This is a genomic window from Rhodococcus sp. NPDC003318 (assembly GCF_042879035.1).
In the GTDB taxonomy this organism is placed as follows: Bacteria; Actinomycetota; Actinomycetes; order Mycobacteriales; family Mycobacteriaceae; genus Rhodococcus_G.
This window is the reverse complement of the sequence record NZ_JBIAOU010000005.1, coordinates 174,549-192,934: the sequence shown is the minus strand read 5'-3', so window position 1 is coordinate 192,934 and position 18,386 is coordinate 174,549. Positions and strand designations below refer to the sequence as shown.

Annotated in this window: 20 protein-coding genes and 4 tRNA genes; all 24 read left to right on the top strand. The window is 67.1% G+C overall.

What is annotated here, in order from left to right; genetic code table 11:
* Window positions 1–94 precede the first annotated feature (94 nt).
* The 24 genes from ACFYVR_RS11780 (at window position 95) to ACFYVR_RS11665 (ending at window position 18,221) form a co-directional block, all read left to right on the top strand.
* Window positions 95–177 (top strand) — tRNA-Tyr (locus ACFYVR_RS11780).
* A 147-nt stretch (window positions 178–324) separates the two neighbouring features.
* A tRNA-Thr gene (locus ACFYVR_RS11775) sits at window positions 325–397 on the top strand.
* 55 nt (window positions 398–452) lie between these two features.
* Window positions 453–525: transfer RNA gene (locus ACFYVR_RS11770), tRNA-Met, on the top strand.
* 79 nt (window positions 526–604) lie between these two features.
* A complete protein-coding gene (gene rpmG / locus ACFYVR_RS11765; protein WP_387472965.1) occupies window positions 605–772 on the top strand; it encodes a 50S ribosomal protein L33 in 168 nt (55 codons plus the stop codon).
* A 120-nt stretch (window positions 773–892) separates the two neighbouring features.
* Window positions 893–1,348 carry a (3R)-hydroxyacyl-ACP dehydratase subunit HadA gene (gene hadA, locus ACFYVR_RS11760; protein WP_387472963.1) on the top strand — a complete coding sequence of 152 codons (456 nt, stop codon included), beginning with the start codon at window positions 893–895 and terminating at the stop codon, window positions 1,346–1,348.
* Window positions 1,349–1,777 carry a (3R)-hydroxyacyl-ACP dehydratase subunit HadB gene (hadB, locus tag ACFYVR_RS11755; protein ID WP_387472961.1) on the top strand — a complete coding sequence of 143 codons (429 nt, stop codon included), beginning with the start codon at window positions 1,349–1,351 and terminating at the stop codon, window positions 1,775–1,777.
* A 170-nt stretch (window positions 1,778–1,947) separates the two neighbouring features.
* Window positions 1,948–2,020 (top strand) — tRNA-Trp (locus tag ACFYVR_RS11750).
* A 31-nt stretch (window positions 2,021–2,051) separates the two neighbouring features.
* Window positions 2,052–2,474 (top strand): preprotein translocase subunit SecE, encoded by a 423-nt coding sequence (gene secE, locus ACFYVR_RS11745; RefSeq protein ID WP_387472959.1) that lies wholly within the window; start codon window positions 2,052–2,054, stop codon window positions 2,472–2,474.
* A 40-nt stretch (window positions 2,475–2,514) separates the two neighbouring features.
* Window positions 2,515–3,333, top strand: a complete 819-nt coding sequence (gene nusG / locus ACFYVR_RS11740) for a transcription termination/antitermination protein NusG (protein ID WP_387472957.1) — start codon at window positions 2,515–2,517, stop codon at window positions 3,331–3,333.
* Window positions 3,334–3,413: 80 nt separating this feature from the next.
* The gene (gene rplK / locus ACFYVR_RS11735) at window positions 3,414–3,848 is read left to right on the top strand and encodes a 50S ribosomal protein L11 (RefSeq protein ID WP_387472955.1); all 435 of its coding nucleotides are present in this window, start codon (window positions 3,414–3,416) and stop codon (window positions 3,846–3,848) included.
* A 109-nt stretch (window positions 3,849–3,957) separates the two neighbouring features.
* Window positions 3,958–4,674 (top strand): 50S ribosomal protein L1, encoded by a 717-nt coding sequence (rplA, locus tag ACFYVR_RS11730; protein WP_387472953.1) that lies wholly within the window; start codon window positions 3,958–3,960, stop codon window positions 4,672–4,674.
* Between the two features lie 395 nt (window positions 4,675–5,069).
* Window positions 5,070–5,606: a 50S ribosomal protein L10 gene (rplJ, locus tag ACFYVR_RS11725; RefSeq protein ID WP_387472951.1), complete on the top strand. Its 537-nt coding sequence runs from the start codon at window positions 5,070–5,072 to the stop codon at window positions 5,604–5,606.
* 120 nt (window positions 5,607–5,726) lie between these two features.
* A complete protein-coding gene (gene rplL / locus ACFYVR_RS11720; RefSeq protein WP_387472949.1) occupies window positions 5,727–6,113 on the top strand; it encodes a 50S ribosomal protein L7/L12 in 387 nt (128 codons plus the stop codon).
* Between the two features lie 290 nt (window positions 6,114–6,403).
* A complete protein-coding gene (locus tag ACFYVR_RS11715) occupies window positions 6,404–7,501 on the top strand; it encodes an ABC transporter ATP-binding protein (protein ID WP_387472947.1) in 1,098 nt (365 codons plus the stop codon).
* 7 nt (window positions 7,502–7,508) lie between these two features.
* Window positions 7,509–8,303, top strand: coding sequence for an MlaE family ABC transporter permease (locus tag ACFYVR_RS11710; RefSeq protein ID WP_387472945.1), 795 nt, complete (start codon window positions 7,509–7,511; stop codon window positions 8,301–8,303).
* Window positions 8,304–8,307: 4 nt separating this feature from the next.
* Entirely contained in the window at window positions 8,308–9,168 is an 861-nt protein-coding gene (locus tag ACFYVR_RS11705; protein ID WP_387472943.1) for an MlaE family ABC transporter permease, read from the top strand.
* On the top strand, window positions 9,165–10,520 hold the full coding sequence (locus tag ACFYVR_RS11700) for an MCE family protein (RefSeq protein ID WP_387472941.1): 1,356 nt from the start codon (window positions 9,165–9,167) through the stop codon (window positions 10,518–10,520). Before ACFYVR_RS11705 ends, ACFYVR_RS11700 begins: the two co-directional genes overlap by 4 nt.
* A gap of 8 nt (window positions 10,521–10,528) precedes the next feature.
* The gene (locus tag ACFYVR_RS11695) at window positions 10,529–11,596 is read left to right on the top strand and encodes an MCE family protein (RefSeq protein WP_387473131.1); all 1,068 of its coding nucleotides are present in this window, start codon (window positions 10,529–10,531) and stop codon (window positions 11,594–11,596) included.
* Entirely contained in the window at window positions 11,593–12,591 is a 999-nt protein-coding gene (locus ACFYVR_RS11690; protein WP_387472939.1) for an MCE family protein, read from the top strand. The genes ACFYVR_RS11695 and ACFYVR_RS11690 overlap by 4 nt, the downstream gene beginning before the upstream one ends.
* Window positions 12,592–12,614: 23 nt before the next feature.
* Window positions 12,615–13,877 (top strand): MCE family protein, encoded by a 1,263-nt coding sequence (locus ACFYVR_RS11685; protein ID WP_387473129.1) that lies wholly within the window; start codon window positions 12,615–12,617, stop codon window positions 13,875–13,877.
* 47 nt (window positions 13,878–13,924) lie between these two features.
* Window positions 13,925–15,217 (top strand): MCE family protein, encoded by a 1,293-nt coding sequence (locus ACFYVR_RS11680; RefSeq protein WP_387472937.1) that lies wholly within the window; start codon window positions 13,925–13,927, stop codon window positions 15,215–15,217.
* Window positions 15,214–16,461 (top strand): MCE family protein, encoded by a 1,248-nt coding sequence (locus ACFYVR_RS11675; RefSeq protein ID WP_387472935.1) that lies wholly within the window; start codon window positions 15,214–15,216, stop codon window positions 16,459–16,461. Before ACFYVR_RS11680 ends, ACFYVR_RS11675 begins: the two co-directional genes overlap by 4 nt.
* A 79-nt stretch (window positions 16,462–16,540) precedes the next feature.
* Complete coding sequence (locus ACFYVR_RS11670) at window positions 16,541–17,170, top strand: hypothetical protein (protein ID WP_387472933.1); 630 nt, start codon at window positions 16,541–16,543, stop codon at window positions 17,168–17,170.
* Between the two features lie 49 nt (window positions 17,171–17,219).
* Window positions 17,220–18,221, top strand: coding sequence for a hypothetical protein (locus ACFYVR_RS11665; protein ID WP_387472931.1), 1,002 nt, complete (start codon window positions 17,220–17,222; stop codon window positions 18,219–18,221).
* Window positions 18,222–18,386 lie beyond the last annotated feature (165 nt).

The window sequence follows — 18,386 nt, the reverse complement described above, 5'->3', positions numbered from 1 at the left end:
CATTTACCCGCCCGGGTAGATGTATTCTTCTCAAGCGCCAGGGAGACGCCGGCAGGTCCGCAAGGATCCACCGGAGTTTCCCGGGATGACACCAGGCAGGTTGCCCGAGCGGCCAATGGGAGCGGACTGTAAATCCGTCGGCTTACGCCTACGTAGGTTCGAATCCTACACCTGCCACACCTGGGTCCCAGTGAGTTCACGCTTGCTGGGACCTGGTGGTTGGACAGTATGAGAATGGGTCCTGACCAGGCGGTTTGGAACTCCGGACACAGACTGTGTAACCTCTTGGAGGCTTCAACGCACGGAACACGTGCTGCGAAGCATGCCCCCTTAGCTCAGTCGGCAGAGCGTTTCCATGGTAAGGAAAAGGTCAACGGTTCGATTCCGTTAGGGGGCTCGCTGGATGGGTGCCGCGTACATGTGTCGCACGTACAATGGCACCGATGCATCGAGGCGGTGTAGCTCAGTCGGTAGAGCAAACGACTCATAATCGTTGTGTCGCCGGTTCAAGTCCGGCCATCGCTACAAACCATGACAGATGGCTCTGATCGACCGTGATCAGGGTTGAAGTGACCAGATAAGTTTCCTGAAAGAAGGCGTACCCGTGGCCTCCTCCACCGACGTTCGTCCCAAGATCACCTTGGCCTGCGAGGTATGCAAGCACCGGAACTACATCACGAAGAAGAACCGGCGCAACGATCCCGATCGCCTCGAGATCAAGAAGTTCTGCCCGAACTGCGGAACACACCAGGCGCATCGCGAATCCAAGTAGCATCCAACGCGTGCCCCGCAGACTTGCGGGGCACGCGTTTTTTCGTGTGTCGAGCAGGGCCGGCCGGGGAGACCCGTGACCGGCCCATTGCCGCGTCCAGTGCAGAGAAGGTCGTGTTGCGTGAAACTGAATGCTGATCTCGTTGGCCTGCATCACAGGTTCAGCGACTACTACGAGGTCGGCCGCGAGAAGGTGCGCGAGTACGCGCGTGCGGTCAAGAACGACGACCCGGTCTTCCGCGACGATGCGGCCGCGGCCGAGCTCGGGTACGACGCTCTCATCGCGCCGCTGACGTTCATCTCGGTGTTCGGCTTCCTGGCGCAGGAGGAGTTCTTCGACACACTCGGTCTGGAGCTCGACCTGAGCAACATCCTGCACACCGACCAGCGCCTGGTGTTCCACCGCCCGATGAAGGTCGGCGACAGGCTGTACTGCGACGTCTTCGTCGACTCGTTCCGGGTGATGGGTGGCAGCGACATCATCGTCACCCGCAACGACATCACGGACCAGGACGGCGGGCCGGTGCTCACCACCTACACCACGCTGATGGGCCGGCACGTCGAGGGGGGCGAATAGATGGCGCTGCGCAAGTTCGAGGACGTCGTCGTGGGGGAGGAGCTGCCCGAGCGGGTCGTGCCGCTGACGCGTTCCGACCTCGTCCAGTACGCCGGTGTCGCCGGCGACCCGAACCCGATTCACTGGGACGACGAGGTCGCGCGATCAGTGGGTTTGCCAATGGCGGTCGCGCACGGCATGCTGACGATGGGTGTCGGAGCCGGGTACATCACGTCCTGGCTCGGAGACCCGGGAGCGGTACTCGAGTACAACGTCCGTTTCACCAGCCCGGTGTACGTGCCGAACAACGGCACCGGTACCGAGATCGAGCTGACTGGTAAGGTACGCTCGGTCGACGATGCGGCCCGCAGTGCGGTGATCGCCATCGTGGCTAAGGTGGACGGCAAGAAGATTTTCGGTCGAGCCACCGCAACCGTCCGACTCGGTTGAGTTCCAGCCGATTGGGTTTGTTAGACCACCGTGCAGTACACTGAGATTTCTGGGATTGTTCAGCGCTGCGCGCTGCCCTTCGGCTAGAGCCGAGCTTGGGTGGCGCGCGTGTTGTGTGGTCACAGAGTGGTCGATCAGAGCGTGACGTGTTCACGACCGAGGTCGACCAGAGGGGCGTAGCTCAATTGGCAGAGCAGCGGTCTCCAAAACCGCAGGTTGCAGGTTCAAGTCCTGTCGCCCCTGCCCCGGATGTCAGCGACTGAGAGGAACGACGGTGAGCGAGGATCGCGGAAAGGCCGAGCAGTCGGCGGGGTCCTTGGGCACCGACGGCGACGGCACCGCGAACGACGCTGCCTCCTCCTCTCGGCCGACTGGCAAGCGTCCGGGCCGCCGTACCCGCGCCGCAGGCGCGACCGGCGATGTTTCCGCCGCGACCACGGTCGCCGCGACCGCAGGCACTCCCGCGAAGTCCGCCGAGAAGGCGAAGGCGGAGAAGCCGCGCAAGGACAATTTCTTCAAGCGACTGCGGCGATACCTCCGCGAGGTCATCGCCGAGCTGCGCAAGGTGATCTGGCCGAACCGCAAGCAGATGGTCACCTACACCACCGTCGTCCTCGTCTTCGTGGCGTTCATGGTGGCGTTCATCAGTGGATTGGATCTGGCGTTCATCAAGGGCGTCACCTGGTTGTTCGGCTGATCCGGACACCGACATGCAATGAGAGGAAGCGAGTGCGCCAGTGAGCACCCCCGAGAACGACGCAATTGAGGCCGTGGCCGGAGAGCCCATTGCCGATGACGCGGTCGCAGTGGAGGCCGCTGACGGCGTGGTCGCCGACGAGACCGAGCAGGTCGACGTGACCGATACCGACGACGCGACCGACGCCGACGAGGCGGAGGTTTCCGACGGTGCCGCTGCGGACGTCGCCGAGGAGCCGGTCGATCCCGTCGCGGAGATGAAGGCCGCGCTGCGGCGTGCGCCCGGCGACTGGTACGTCATCCACTCGTACGCCGGCTACGAGAACAAGGTGAAGGCCAACCTCGAGACCCGCGTCCAGAATCTGGACGTCGGCGACTACATCTTCCAGGTCGAGGTCCCGACCGAAGAGGTCACCGAGATCAAGAACGGCCAGCGCAAGCAGGTCAACCGCAAGGTGCTGCCCGGCTACATCCTGGTCCGGATGGAACTCAACGACGAGTCGTGGGGCGCCGTCCGCAACACCCCGGGCGTCACCGGTTTCGTCGGTGCCACCTCGCGGCCGTCGCCGCTGACGATCAACGAGGTCGTCAAGTTCCTGATGCCGCAGCAGGGTGCGAAGAAGCCCGCCGCCGCGGCAGCCGTCACCGGCGAGACCGTGACCGAGACCGTCGCCAAGCCGCTGATCGAGGTCGACTTCGAGGTCGGCGAGTCGGTGACCGTCATGGACGGACCGTTCGCGACGCTGCCCGCCAGCATCAGCGAGGTCAACGCCGAACAGCAGAAGCTCAAGGTCCTGGTTTCGATCTTCGGTCGTGAGACGCCGGTCGAACTCTCGTTCAACCAGGTCTCGAAGATCTAGGCCCGCACGGTCCACAGGTCCGCGCGGCCCCCACACTTGCACTGCAGCAAGAAACACACCCGCAAGAAATAGGAACGAAGATGCCCCCCAAGAAGAAGAAGCTCGCAGGGCTGATCAAGCTTCAGATCCAGGCCGGTCAGGCGAACCCTGCCCCGCCGGTGGGTCCCGCGCTCGGTCAGCACGGCGTGAACATCATGGAGTTCTGCAAGGCCTACAACGCGGCGACCGAGTCGCAGCGCGGCAACGTGATCCCCGTGGAGATCTCCGTCTACGAGGACCGGACCTTCGACTTCAAGTTGAAGACCCCGCCGGCCGCCAAGCTGCTGCTCAAGGCCGCTGGTGTGCCGAAGGGCTCCGGCGAGCCGCACAAGACCAAGGTCGCGACCGTGACCATGGATCAGGTGCGCGAGATCGCCAAGACCAAGCAGGAAGACCTCAACGCCAACGACATCGACGCCGCCGCGAAGATCATCGCCGGCACCGCCCGTTCCATGGGCATCCTCGTCGAGGGCTGAGCGACTTCTCGTCGCAGAGAACGCGTGGGAGGGCCGGCCAGGCCCGCAACCACACTGAACCAATTCGCCGTGGGTGAGAGCACCCGGGCGAGAAGTTAGGACAGAAGACATGGCAAAGCGCAGCAAGGCGTACCTCGCCGCCGCTGAAAAGGTCGACTCGAGCAAGCTCTACAGCCCGCTGCAGGCTGCGAAGCTCGCCAAGGAGACCTCCTCGCCGAAGATGGACGCGACCGTCGAGGTCGCCGTTCGCCTCGGCGTCGATCCCCGCAAGGCGGACCAGATGGTCCGCGGCACCGTCAACCTCCCGCACGGCACCGGTAAGACGGCCCGTGTGATCGTGTTCGCCGCCGGCGAGAAGGCCGCCGAGGCCGAGGCCGCAGGCGCGGACGCCGTCGGTGCCGAGGACCTGATCGAGCGGATCCAGGGCGGCTGGCTCGACTTCGACGCCGCGATCGCGACCCCGGACCAGATGGCCAAGGTCGGCCGCATCGCCCGTGTCCTCGGACCGCGTGGCCTGATGCCGAACCCGAAGACGGGCACCGTCACCACCGACGTGGCGAAGGCTGTTGCGGACATCAAGGGCGGCAAGATCAACTTCCGCGTCGACAAGCAGGCCAACCTGCACTTCGTCATCGGCAAGGCCTCGTTCGACGACGCCAAGCTGGTGGAGAACTACGGCGCCGCGCTCGACGAGATCCTGCGTGCGAAGCCGTCGTCGGCCAAGGGCCGTTACGTCAAGAAGGTCACGGTTTCGACCACCACCGGACCGGGCATCCCGGTGGACCCGAACCGCACCCGCAACCTCCTCGAGGATGCAGAGGCGTAAGGCGCTCACAGGCACCACACACGGCGGCGGCCGGGACGGAATGCACCGTCCCGGCTGCCGCCGTTTTGGTGTTCACCGACAGGTCCTGTACTGTCTCGGGGAGAGTTCGAACTATTTCGAGTTCACCCCAACAAGTTCTACCCAAGACCGTTGGTCACCGGTGTCCGCCTGTCGGCGGAAGTCGGTTGAAGGTCCGGATCATGTCCGGCGGCCCACGCAGGAGGACGAGGCTAGGGGAGAGTTCGGTCCGGCGTGAGCTGGGCCCGCACCTCCTCGTGTACGCCCCGTGTGCCCTGCACCGGGGCGTTTTGTCGTGTTGCGGCGCCTTCGGTTGGGCGAAGCGCTGTTTCGTCCAGGTAGATGCACCGACACGATGTCACGAGAGGAGGCGAAGTATGGCAAAGCCCGAGAAAGTCACCGCGGTCGCGGAGATCACTGAGCAGTTCAAGGGTTCGACTGCCGCCGTGGTCACGGAGTTCCGTGGTCTGTCGGTGACCAGTCTGACGCAGCTGCGTCGCGCGCTCGGAGAAGGCGCTACCTACTCCGTCGCCAAGAACACCCTGGTCAAGCGTGCCGCCGCAGAGGCGGGCGTCGAGGGCCTTGACGACCTGTTCGTCGGACCGACCGCCATTGCATTCATCAAGGGCGAGCCGGTCGACGCCGCGAAGGCACTGAAGAACTTCGCGAAGGACAACAAGGCGCTCGTCATCAAGGGCGGCTACATGGACGGCGCTGCGCTGTCCGTGGACGAGGTCAACAGGATCGCGGACCTCGAGTCCCGCGAGGTCCTGCTGGCCAAGATGGCCGGCGCGATGAAGGGCAACTTGGCAAAGGCCGCAGGCCTGTTCAACGCCCCCGCGTCGCAGGTGGCCCGTCTGGCCGCCGCGCTGCAGGAGAAGAAGGCCGCGGAAGGTTCCGCAGCCGAAAGCTGATCCGCACGAGACGTCGGGCTCGCGGGGTCAACCGCGGTTCGGGTCTTGCGTATCACGTAACACCACCCATCCCACCTCGTCGCGGATCAGCGACATGGGACTTACAGGAAGGACGCCATCATGGCGAAGCTCACCACCGAAGAGTTGCTGGACCAGTTCAAGGAGCTCACCCTCCTCGAGCTCTCGGAGTTCGTGAAGGCCTTCGAGGAGACCTTCGAGGTCACCGCTGCCGCTCCGGTCGCCGTTGCCGCCGCCGGTGCCCCGGCCGCCGCCGCCGAGGCCGCTGAGGAGCAGGACGAGTTCGACGTCATCCTCGAGGGTGCCGGCGACAAGAAGATCCAGGTCATCAAGGTCGTCCGTGAGGTCGTCTCCGGCCTGGGTCTGAAGGAGGCCAAGGACCTCGTCGAGGGCGCGCCGAAGCCGATCCTGGAGAAGGTCGCCAAGGACGCCGCCGAGGCTGCCAAGGAGAAGCTGGTCGCTGCCGGCGCGACGGTCACCGTCAAGTAAGACGCTCGTCGTGTGACGCTTCGGCGTACGCAGTCGAAAGAGGGTCGTTCCCCATCGGGGAGCGGCCCTCTTCGTCGTATCCGGGGGCATCCGGGGGCGGGCACGGTGCGCCCCGACGGCGGTTCGCCCGGGCGCGAAATGCAGGGGGCGCGGGTTCTCCGGTGGGTCGTTCGGTTGTCTTGCGAACCGTACTTACTCGTGAGTAGGATCTGGAGTCACGGGTACCACATCGATGAGATAGAGTGACCAAACCCACAGTGGGGGCCAACCTGTCGAATGCGTGGAGGTAAGTGGTGGGAGTTGAGGTTTCAGTCGAGGGGCTCACGAAGTCGTTCGGCTCGCAGAAAATTTGGCAGGACGTCACTCTGACGCTGCCTGCCGGGGAGGTCAGCGCGCTGCTCGGTCCGTCCGGAACCGGCAAGTCGGTGTTCCTCAAGTCCCTGATCGGCCTGCTGCGGCCGGAACAGGGCTCGATCGTCATCGACGGCACGGACATCCTGCAGTGTTCCTCGAAGGAGCTCTACGAGATCCGCCAGATGTTCGGTGTCCTGTTCCAGGACGGTGCGCTGTTCGGTTCGATGAACCTGTACGACAACGTGGCCTTCCCGCTGCGAGAACACACCAAGAAGTCCGAGTCCGACATCCGCAAGATCGTGATGGAGAAGCTCGAGCTCAACGGTCTCCTCGGCGCCGAGAACAAGCTGCCCGGCGAGATCTCCGGCGGTATGCGCAAGCGCGCGGGCCTGGCTCGCGCACTGGTGCTCGACCCCGAGATCATCCTCGTCGACGAGCCGGACTCCGGCCTCGACCCCGTCCGCACCACGTACCTGAGCCAGCTGCTGATCGACATCAACGCGCAGATCGACGCGACGATCCTGATCGTGACGCACAACATCAACCTGGCCCGCACCGTGCCCGACAACCTCGGCATGCTCTTCCGCAAGCAGCTGGTCATGTTCGGTCCCCGCGAGGTCCTGCTGACCAGCGAGGAACCGGTCGTCAAGCAGTTCCTCAACGGCAGCAAGATCGGTCCGATCGGCATGTCCGAGGAGAAGGACGAGTCGCAGATGGCGGCGGAGCTGGCGATGAAGGAGGCCGGTCACCACGACGGCTCCCAGGAGGTGTCCGGTGTCGTCCCGCAGATGCAGGCGACCCCCGGCATGCCGGTCCGGCAGGCCGTTCACCGCAGGCAGGATCGGGTCCGGTCGATCCTGCACACCCTGCCGCCGGAGGCGCAGCAGTCCATTCTGGCCAGCTTCGGCGACGGCGACGCCGGCAACCAGGTGATTCCCGCCTACAGTGATACGGCGTACAGCGGTTCGGGAGCCTACAGCGACGGCGCCTACAACGATTCCGGCACGGAGTCCTCGTCCTGGGGCCACGGGTAGAGCTCGCGTGGGGAGTTCGAAGAGCACGCTGCTGAGCCCGATCTCGGCGGCGCTGACCCAAGCGGGTCTGATCGTCCAACTGTTCGTCGACGTTGTCCGCAACCTCTTTCGCAAGCCGTTCCAGTTCCGCGAGTTCATCGAGCAGGCGTGGTTCATCGCGAGCGTCACGATCCTGCCGACCGCGCTCGTCGCGATCCCGTTCGGCGCGGTGGTCTCGTTGCAGACCGGGTCGCTGATCAAACAGCTCGGTGCGGAGGCGTTCACCGGTGCGGCCAGCGTGCTGGCCGTGATCCAACAGGGCAGTCCGATCGTGACAGCCCTGCTGATCGCGGGCGCGGCGGGTTCGGCGGTGACGGCAGACCTCGGGTCGCGGACGATTCGCGAGGAGATCGACGCGATGGAGGTGCTGGGCATCAACCCGATCCAGCGTCTCGTCGTCCCCCGCGTTCTGGCGATGGTGCTCGTCGCGCTCCTGCTCAACGGACTCGTCTCGGTGGTCGGCATCGCCGGCGGCTACTTCTTCAACGTCATCCTCCAGGGCGGCACCCCCGGTGCCTACCTGGCGTCGTTCTCGGCCCTGGCCCAGTTGCCGGACCTGTACATCGCGGAGGCGAAGGCGGCGATCTTCGGTGTCATCGCCGGCGTCGTCGCCGCGTACAAGGGTCTGCACCCGAACCCGGGACCGAAGGGTGTCGGCGAGGCCGTCAACCAGACGGTCGTCATCACGTTCCTGTTGCTCTTCTTCGCGAACCTGATCCTGACGATGGTGTATCTGCAGATCGTTCCGGCGAAGGGGGCCTAGTTCGATGACCATCGCCAAGGGACGCGGGGACCGCGCCCTGATGCAGGTGCGCCGGGCCGGACGGGCTCCGTTGCACATGCTCGATCGCGCGGGCGACCAGATGTCGTTCTACGCCCGCGCGATCGGCTGGATTCCGCGCACCGTCACGCACTACAGCCGGGAGGTGCTGCGGCTGCTCGCCGAGGTCACCTTCGGCAGCGGAGCCCTCGCCGTCATCGGCGGCACGATCGGCGTGATCGTGATGATGTCGGGCTTCACCGGTGTCGTCGTCGGCCTGCAGGGCTACGCCGCGCTCGACCAACTGGGCAGCTCGGTGCTGACGGGCTTCCTGTCCGCCTACGTCAACACCCGCGAGATCGCGCCGATCGTGGCGGCCCTCGCGTTGTCGGCGACCGTGGGCTGTGGCTTCACCGCCCAGCTCGGTGCGATGCGGATCTCCGAGGAGATCGACGCCCTCGAGGTGATGGCCGTGCCGTCGGTGCCGTTCCTGGTGACCACCCGCATGGTCGCCGGGTTCATCGCGGTCATCCCGCTGTACATCGTCGGTCTGCTGGCGTCCTACTTCGCGTCCCGGCTGATCAGCACGCTGTTCAACGGTCAGTCCAGCGGCTCCTACGACCACTATTTCAACCTGTTCCTGCCTCCGGCGGACGTGCTGTGGTCGTTCGGCAAGGTACTGGTCTTCGCGTTCGTGCTGATCATGATCCACTGCTACTACGGCTACACCGCCTCCGGCGGTCCGGCGGGCGTCGGGGTCGCGGTGGGGCGTGCGGTGCGGACCGCGATCGTCACCATCGCCGTGCTCGACTTCTTCCTCAGCCTCGCGATCTGGGGAACGACGACCACGGTGCGGGTGGCGGGATGAGCAACGACGGCTCGGTCCTTCGCCGACGGGTGCTCGGCCTGGTCTTCTTCCTGGTGCTGGTGCTGTTCGTGGCGTTCACCATCGGGATGTACAACAAGTCCTTCAAGAAGGTCGTCAGCGTCAGTCTGGTCACCGACACGGTCGGCAATTCGCTGCCCGCCCACGCGGACGTGAAGGTGCGCGGACTCATCGTCGGTGAGGTCCGCTCGTCGTCGACGGAACAGGGCACGGTGACCTCGGTCCTGGCCATCGACCCCGACAAGGCGGAGCTGATTCCGGCCGACACGACCGCGCGACTGCTCCCGAAGACGCTGTTCGGCGAGCGGTACGTGTCGCTGATCGTGCCGCCGGAGACCACCGCGCCCCCGATCACAGAGGGCGACACGATCCACCAGGACACGAGCGGCAACGCGATCGAGGTGGGTGAACTCCTCGATGGCCTGCTGCCGCTGCTGCAGGCGGTGCCGCCGCAGGACCTGGCGAACACACTCGGTGCGCTGAACCAGGCCCTGACCGGCCGTGGCGCCGAGATCGGTCTCAGCCTCGAGCGGCTCGAGACGATCTTCGCCGGTGTCAACACCGAGCTGCCGAATCTCGAGCGCGGCCTCGAGGGGCTGGCCGACTTCTCCGAGACCTACTCGCAGGCGGCTCCGGACCTGATCAACGCCCTCGACAGCCTGCGCACCACCGGTGCGACCGTGGTGCAGCAGCAGAACGAGATCCGCACCCTGATGTCGTCGGTGACCGGGACGTCGGGCAGCACCGCCGACTTCCTGTCGGCCAACCGTGACGCGCTGATCTCGATCGCGGCCGATTCGCGCGCCACTCTCGAGGTGCTCGCGGCGGCCTCGCCGACGTTCGGGTGCACGTTCTCGCAGTTCGTGCCGATCGTGAACAACGCGTCCGGGATCCTCGGACTGAACCCCGACGGCAGCCTCCAGGACCACCCCGGGGCCCGCGCCGCGACGGTGTTCGTCAACCCCAAGGGCGCGTACCTGCCGAACCAGGACGAGCCGCGACTGTTCGACAACCGCGGCGCCAAGTGCTACACGCCCGCTGCGCCGGGGGACAAGTTCCCGCAGTACCCGGGTGGCTCCTACAACGACGGCGCCTACCAGGTGCCGTCGCGGAACCCGGGCCCGTCGTACGTGCCGTCGCCGGCCGCCCCGCAGTACGCACCCGTCCCCGGCGCGGTGAACACGCCGGCCCGGTACACCGGGTCGACGCTCGAACAGGACACGCTCGCCGTCATCTACGGGCAGGGCACCGGCACGCTGCCGGAGGACGTGCCGGGCTGGGCGACCCTGCTGGGTGCACCGGCCCTGCGGGGGACGGAGGTGAGCGTGCGATGAAGGCGCAGTTGCGTGGTCTGTCCGGACCGCTGACGAAGCTCGTCGTCTTCGCCGTCGTCACGGTGCTGGCGACGGTGACGCTCGCGCTGACGATCGCGAACACGAGCGGAGGTGCCGGAACGAAGTTCAACGCCGTGTTCTCCGACGTGACGTCCCTGAACAAGGGCGACGAGGTGCGGATCGCGGGTGTTCGAGTCGGGCAGGTCGACAAGATCTCGATCGTCAACGACCGGGAGGCCGAGGTCGAGTTCTCGCTGACCGACCGCGACTGGCTGCCCGCGGGGTCGACGGCCACCATCCGTTACCGGAACCTCGTCGGGCAGCGCTACATCGCGCTCGAGGAGGGGAGCGGCCGACAGGGGATGAAACTGACCGAGGGCCAGACGATCGATCTCGCCCACACCCGACCCGCGGTCAACCTGACCACGTTGTTCAACGGTTTCCGGCCGCTGTTCCAGACGCTCAGCGCCGACGACGTGAACAAGCTGTCGTACCAGATCATCCAGGTGTTCCAGGGAGAGGGCGGCACGATTTCGGAGCTCGTGCGCAACACGGCGTCGCTGACCAACACGATCGCCGACAAGGACCGGGTGATCGGGGACGTGATCGACAATCTCAACGTCGTCCTCGACACCGTCAACGAGCACGACGAGGAGCTCAGCGCACTGATCGTGAACACGGAGGAACTGGTCACGGGGCTGGCGAACGACCGCGGCGTGGTCGGCGACGCCGTCACGTCACTTGCCGGGCTGACCGACGCGACGGCCGACCTGCTCGAACCGACGCGACCGTCGATCCAGGGTTCGGTGTCGGCGTTGGACACCCTCGCCGGGACCCTCAACGAGCAGAGCGACCAGGTGAACGCGGTCCTGGTGAACCTGCCGGTCAAGCTCGAGAAGCTGAGCCGGATCGCCAGCTTCGGCTCGTGGTTCCAGTTCTACCTGTGCGGCATCGACGTCGTCGCCGGGCCGGGCGAGTCGAAGTACCTGAACCTGCCGACGGGTCTGCCGACGATCAACCAGCCGATCTACACCAACTCGGCACCGCGGTGCTCGGCGGACGGGGCGGGCCAGTGACCGCGAGGCGCCGCAGCCCGGCGACCACCGGAGCGCTCGGCATCATGCTGGTGCTGCTGGCGACGATGTCGGCCTTCTACCTCGACGACCTGCCGATCCTCGGTGCGGGCGCGACCTACAGTGCCGAGTTCAGCGAGGCCGCGGGCCTCAAACCGGACAACGAGGTGCGGATCGCCGGGGTGAAGGTCGGCAAGGTCACCGACGTCACCCTCGACGGCGACCGGGTCGAGGTCTCGTTCAAGGTGAAGGACGCCTGGGTCGGCGACCAGACCACCGCGTCCATCCAGATCAAGACGATCCTCGGGCAGAAGTACCTGGCTCTGGACCCGCGCGGCTCGTCGACCCTGAAGGCGAAGGACCCGATCCCGCTGGAGCGGACCACGTCGCCGTACGACGTCATCGACGCGTTCTCCAGCGCGGCCACCACGCTCGAGCAGATCGACACCCCGCAGCTGGCGCAGAGCATGCAGACGCTGTCGGACGCGTTCGAGGGCACGCCCGCGGACATCCGGGCGTCCCTCGACGGCGTGTCGCGGCTGTCGCAGACCATCGAGACCCGTGACGCCGAGTTGACGCAACTGTTCGCGGCGACGGCGAAGACGTCGCAGGTGCTGGCGGACCGCAACACCGAGTTCACCCGGCTGATCTCCAGCGCGGGTCTGCTGCTCGGCGAGCTCAACACCCGCCAGCAGGCCATCTCGCAGCTGTTGGCCGGGACCCAGCGGCTGTCCCAGCAGCTGACGGGGCTGGTCCGGGACAACGAGGCGCAGATCGGTCCGGCACTCGAGCAGCTGCGCGGTGTCGTGCAGATCCTGCAGGACAACAACACCAACCTCGACGAGGCCATCAAGCTGTACGCGCCGTTCACGCGCCTGTACGCGAACATCGTCGGCAACGGGCGTTGGTTCGACCAGGTCGTCGTCAACCTGACGCCGCCCGCGCTCCCGCTGATCCCGGGGTACCGCGATCCGGTGCGCACGCTGGGGGGCAGCTGATGACAGGTATCACGTCGGGCCGCATGCCGAAGTTCAGCCGCGCACAGATCCTCACGACGGTCGCCGTCGTCGTCGCAGTCCTCGTGATCGCGGTCGGCGGCGGGTGGCTCTACGCCCGCGCGGGGACGACCGAGATCACCGCGTACTTCGACAAGTCGGTCGGCATCTACCCCGGCTCGGACGTCCGGGTGCTGGGCGTCAAGGTCGGCGAGGTAGAGGAGGTCACCCCGCAGGGCGACCGGGTCCAGGTCGTGATGCGCGTCGACCGCGGCGTGGACGTCCCCGCCGACGCGAAGGCCGCGCAGGTCACCCCGTCGGTCGTCTCGGACCGCTACATCCAGTTGGCACCGGCCTACTCCGAGGGTCCGGTGATGGAGTCGGGTGCGACGATCCCGCGGGAGCGCACCGCGACCCCGGTCGAGGTGGACCAGCTGTACTCGAGCATCGAGGAACTGTCCGAGGCGCTGGGGCCGAACGGGGCGAACAAGGACGGCGCGCTGTCCGATCTCGTCGACACCGCCGCGCGGAACCTGGACGGCAACGGTGAAGCACTGGGCACCACGATCAACGAATTGTCCAAGGCTGCAGCCACTCTCAACTACTACCGCGGCGATCTGTTCGAGACGGTGAGGAACCTGCAGACGTTCGTCAGTGCCCTCGCCGCGAACGACGCGCAGGTGCGGCAGTTCAACACACAGCTCGCCGATCTCAGCGGCTTCCTCAGCAGCGAACGCGAGGACCTCGGCGCGGCGCTGAACCAGCTGTCGGTCACGCTCGGCGACGTCGCGGTGTTCGTCCGGGACAACAAGGACCTGGTCGCGAGCAACGCGGAGGGACTGGTGCAGGTGACGCAGACACTCGCCGACAACCGGCAGGACCTGGTCGACGCGCTGACCACCCTGCCGCTGGCGATCAGCAACGTCGTCAACTCGTACGACGCGGAGTCGGGCACGTTGGCGTCGCGCCTGAACCTACCCGAGACGCAGGACCCGTACGGCACCCTGTGCAAGCTGATGGACCTCGGCAAACTGATGCCCGGCGACCCGCAGTTCGAGGCGTTGAGCCGGCAGATGCGGCCGGTGATCGAGAACTGCAACGTCATCACGGACCAGATCACCGCGGGCGTGAAGACGCCGACGCTGAACCTGCCGTTCGGCATCCTGTCCGGCGACAACCTGCAGCGGCCGTCGCAGCCGGGGACGGTGCCGGGCACCGTCTCACCGCGACTGGGCAACTCGCAGGCGCCGGGCCTGAGCGACCAGAACATTCCCCGGGGTGGGCAGTGATGCGGGTGGGAGCTGTTCGGTCGTGGGCAGGCGCGCAGGGGAGGACTGTGAAGCGGACGGTTGCGATCGGGGCGGGCACCTGCGCGGTGGCGCTCGTGGTGTCGGGCTGCGGGTCGGGCGGCATCTACGACATCCCGCTGCCCGGCGGCGCGGAGATCGGTGAGAACCCGATGCACCTGACCGTGCAGTTCGACGACGTCCTCGACCTGGTGCCGCAGTCGACGGTGAAGGTGGACGGCGTCCCGGTCGGACGGGTCGAGAACATCGGGGTCCCGGACGACGGGTGGACCGCCGACGTGAACGTGGTCGTCGACTCGGCGGTGGACCTCCCCGCGAACGCGGTGGCCAGCGTGCAGCAGACCAGCCTGCTGGGAGAGAAGTTCATCGAGCTCACGGCGCCCGAGGTGGATCCCTCGGTGGCGCGACTCGAGGACGGCGACACCATCCCGGTCGACCGGACGCGCCACGCCACCGACATCGAGCAGGTGCTCGGCGCGCTGTCGTTGCTGCTCAACGGCGGCGGGGTGGCGCAGCTGCAACCGATCATCCACGAGCTGACCGTGGTCTTCGACGGTCGCGAGGACCGGGTGCGGTCGCTCCTGGACCAGGCGAACACCCTGATCGACGGGTTGAACAGGCAGCGTGACGACATCACCCGGGCGCTCGACGGGCTGGACACGCTCACTGGTCGGACGGTCGCTCAGACCGATCAGATCGACCGGATCCTCGCGGAGATCCCGCCCGCGGTGGAGGTGCTCGCGGACCAGCAACCCCAGTTCGTGCAGATGCTCGGTCAGCTGGACCGGCTCGGGCAGGTCGGCACCGACGTGCTGACGCAGTCGAGGGACAACCTGATCGCGGACCTGCGCGCGTTGCGTCCGACGTTGCAGGCTCTCGCCGATTCCGACGACGACCTGGTCGCGGTTCTTCCGCTGGTCCCGACCTTCCCGTTCCCGGACGGTGCGGAGAAGGTGATCCATGGCAACTCGATGAACCTCTTCCTGTCGCTCGACATGCGGCTCGGTCAGCAGTTGGAGGCGCTGGGGGTCGGGATGCCGGATCCGGTGTACGTACCGCCGCCGCCGGGATACAACGGCTACGTGCCGAACGTGGATCCGTCCAATCCGTATTACAACGGCAACGGACCCAGGCCGGGATGGCCGACTGTGTCGCTGCTGCCGCTGCCGCCGATCGTGCCCGCACCCGCTCCGGCGCCGGGGCAGTCGCCGGCGCCCGGAACCGAGCCGGTCAGCGGCACCGCCGCGGCTCCCGTCAGCGGCGCCGGCGCGCAGAATCCGCTCGGTGGTCTGCTCGAGCAGTTGGGGGTGGGTGGCCGATGAGGTCCAGACTCGTTCGGATCCAGCTGGTCGCGTTCATCGCGGTGGCCCTGGTCGGCCTGGTGTACGTCGGTGCGAAGTACGTGCGGCTGGACAACCTCCTCGGGTTCGGGCAGTACACGGTGAAGGCCGATTTCGCCGATTCGGGTGGCATCTTCACCAACGCGGAGGTCACGTACCGGGGCGTTCCGGTCGGTCGGGTCGGCGAGCTGCACCTGACGGACGACGGGGTCGAGGTGGACCTGCTGCTCAGCAGCAGTGCGCCGGAGGTGCCCGCGTCGGCGCGGGCGGTGGTGGCGAACCGGTCGGCGATCGGCGAGCAGTACGTCGATCTCCAGCCGACGACGGACGAGGGTCCGTACCTCGAGGACGGGTCGGTGATCACCCGGCAGGACACGTCGATCCCGGTTCCGGTCGAGCAGGTGCTGTCGAGTGTGAACTCGCTGGTTCGCTCGGTTCCGCTGGACGCGTTGAACGTCACGGTCACCGAACTCGGGACGGCGTTCGACGGGCGCGGCGACGACCTGCAGGTGCTGGTCGACTCGCTGAACTCGTTGACGGAGGCGGGCATCGAGAACCTGCCGCAGACGCTGCAGTTGATCCGCGACAGCAGAACGGTGCTCGACACCCAGTCGGAGCAGTCGTCGGCGATCCGCCAGTTCAGTGCGGACGTGGACCTGATCGCGGCGCAGTTGCGCGACAGCGACCCGGATCTGCGGCGGTTGATCGTGACGGGTACCGCCGCGAGCAACGAAGTCGGTTCGCTGATCGACACGTCCGGGCCCGCGTTGACCGCCGACCTGCACAACCTGTCGTTGGTCGCCGCGGACCTCGGACCCCGCTCGATCGCCCTGAACACGTTGCTGACGTTCCTGCCTGCCCTGGCGGCCGGCGCGAGCACCGGCGCCCCCGGCGACGGCACGTTGCACCAGGGGATCGTGCTCGAGGTGAACCAGCCTCCGCCGTGCACCCAGGGTTACGAGGGCAGCCAGGCGATCGTGGACCGGATGCAGCAGGAGAATCCGGACTTCGACCCGACAGTCGACGACTTCCCGCTGAACACGCAGGCCAACTGCACCACTCCGCTCGGCAGCATCACCGGCGTCCGGTCCGCCAACCGGATCGTGTACGCGGATCCGAACACGCCGCAGCCGTGGGACGAGAAGCCGAAGGTGGCGCCGGTGGCGCTGAATCTGAATCCGATCGCGACTCAGCTCGCGGCCCTGATGGGGATCACGTTGAAGTAGGGGCGTGGTCCGATGCCGCGGTGGCCGTTCGTGGTGGCCGCGGCGGGCGGAAGTTACTTTCAAGTAGGGTGGAGGTGTGATGCGTAGCACGACACTGCTCAGGTCCGCCCTCGCGGTGGTGAGTCTTCTCGCCGTGGTGGCGCTGGGATCCGCCGTCTGGTTCGGATACGGCTGGGCGCACGCCCTGTTCGTCGACAAGCCGACCGCCGCGGCCAGGGACGACGCGCTCACCGGCGCCCGGCAGGCCGCGATCAACCTGAACACGGTCGACTCGGCGGACCTCGACGAGACGTTCGCGCGGATGGAGTCGTCGATCACGGGCGACGAGATGGTCAAGTCGCTGAACGACACCCGGGCCCAGATGGCCGAGCAGGTTCAGCAGACCGGGGCCACGAGTGAGGCGCAGATCATCGATGCCGCCCTCACGGACTTCAGCCGTGACGAGGGGTCGGCCACCGCGCTCGTGGTTCTGTCCACCACGACGACCTGGCCGGATCAGGACCCGCGGAAGGTGAAGGTGACGATGCGCATCGGCCTGACCGAGGTCGACGGGGACTGGAAGGCGTCCCAGGTCGCGAACGTCGGCGCACCGCTCGCGATGGATGCCGGGACCGCGGCGACCGCGGGTGGATCACCGGCAGCGGGCGCACCCGAGAACCCCGCCGCCACTCCCGCGCCCGCTCCCGATGCGGGCACCGGCGGGCAGTAGCCCGGCCCCGACCAGCCGTCCCGACGTCCCTCCTCGAGGAGTAGTTCCCGTGCCGCCGATCCGTCGTACCAGCCCCAACCCGCAACCGAAGGGTCGCCGACCGAAGATCGCCGGCACCGAGTCACCCCGTCGCGCCGCCGACCCGTCGGCCGACCGGAAACCGGTCGAGCCGCGGTCCGTGGAGACTCCGAAGCCGGTCGAGCCGCGGTCCGTGGAGACTCCGAAGCCGGTCGACCTGTCGAAGCCGGGGGCCGAGGCGACGTCGGTGGCCGAGGCGGTGCCCGCGCCGGAGGTCGTCGCCGCACAGGCCACCGGTGCGGCGGAGACCGGTGCCGGGGAGGCAGGTACCGGGGAGGCAGGTGCCGGGGAGACCGCTGCCGGGGAGACCGGTGCCGGGGAGGCAGGCGCTGGGAAGAACGGTGCGGAGGAGGCGGGGGCGCGAGACGCCGCCGAGGAACTCGCACCGGCTCCGGCCCGGCCGGTGAACCGGACCAGCGCGCTGCGCCCTCGGGCGCGCATCGACGTGTTCGAGGAGGCGGACGGTCGCGGCGGCCGAGTCGGTGTCAACGGCTGGCGAGCGGTGGTCGTGGTCGGCGCCGTCGCCTTCGCGCTCGCGCTGTTCGCGGTGGTCGCGGCGGTGAAGCCGGGTGCGGACGTCCCCAACCGGGCCTGGGTGGACACCGCGGACACGACGCAGGCGGCGGCGGCGGCGCGCACGGCGATCGAGACGCTGTACACCTACAAGTACGACACGGTCGACGAGGACTTCGACAGGGCCCGCGCGGTGCTCACCGACGACATGCGGGCCAAGTTCGACGAGACGGCTCAGGTCACGCGCGATGCGGTGGTCCAGACCAAGACCGAGACGAACGCCGAGGTCACCGACATCGGGGTGAAGCTGCTCGACGGCTCGCACGCCGAGCTGGTGGGCAGCATGAACGTCAGCGCGAGCAACGACGGCGTCGCCCAGGGCAGTGCCGAGGGACCGCTGTCGGTGACGATGGCGAAGGTCGGCGACACCTGGCTGCTGTCCGACATTCGGGACCGCTGACGGCTTTCCGGCACCCAAACCGGGCATCGGTCTTGACGCGGACGGCGCGAGGCGTCACTCTATTGGGCGAGACGTGCGAGTGATCGCGGGTCGGGGTGGGCACGCGTCGGCGCAAATGGAGGCATCGGACGCGGAAGCCGCTTCGGAACGTGTCACTGCCGCCAA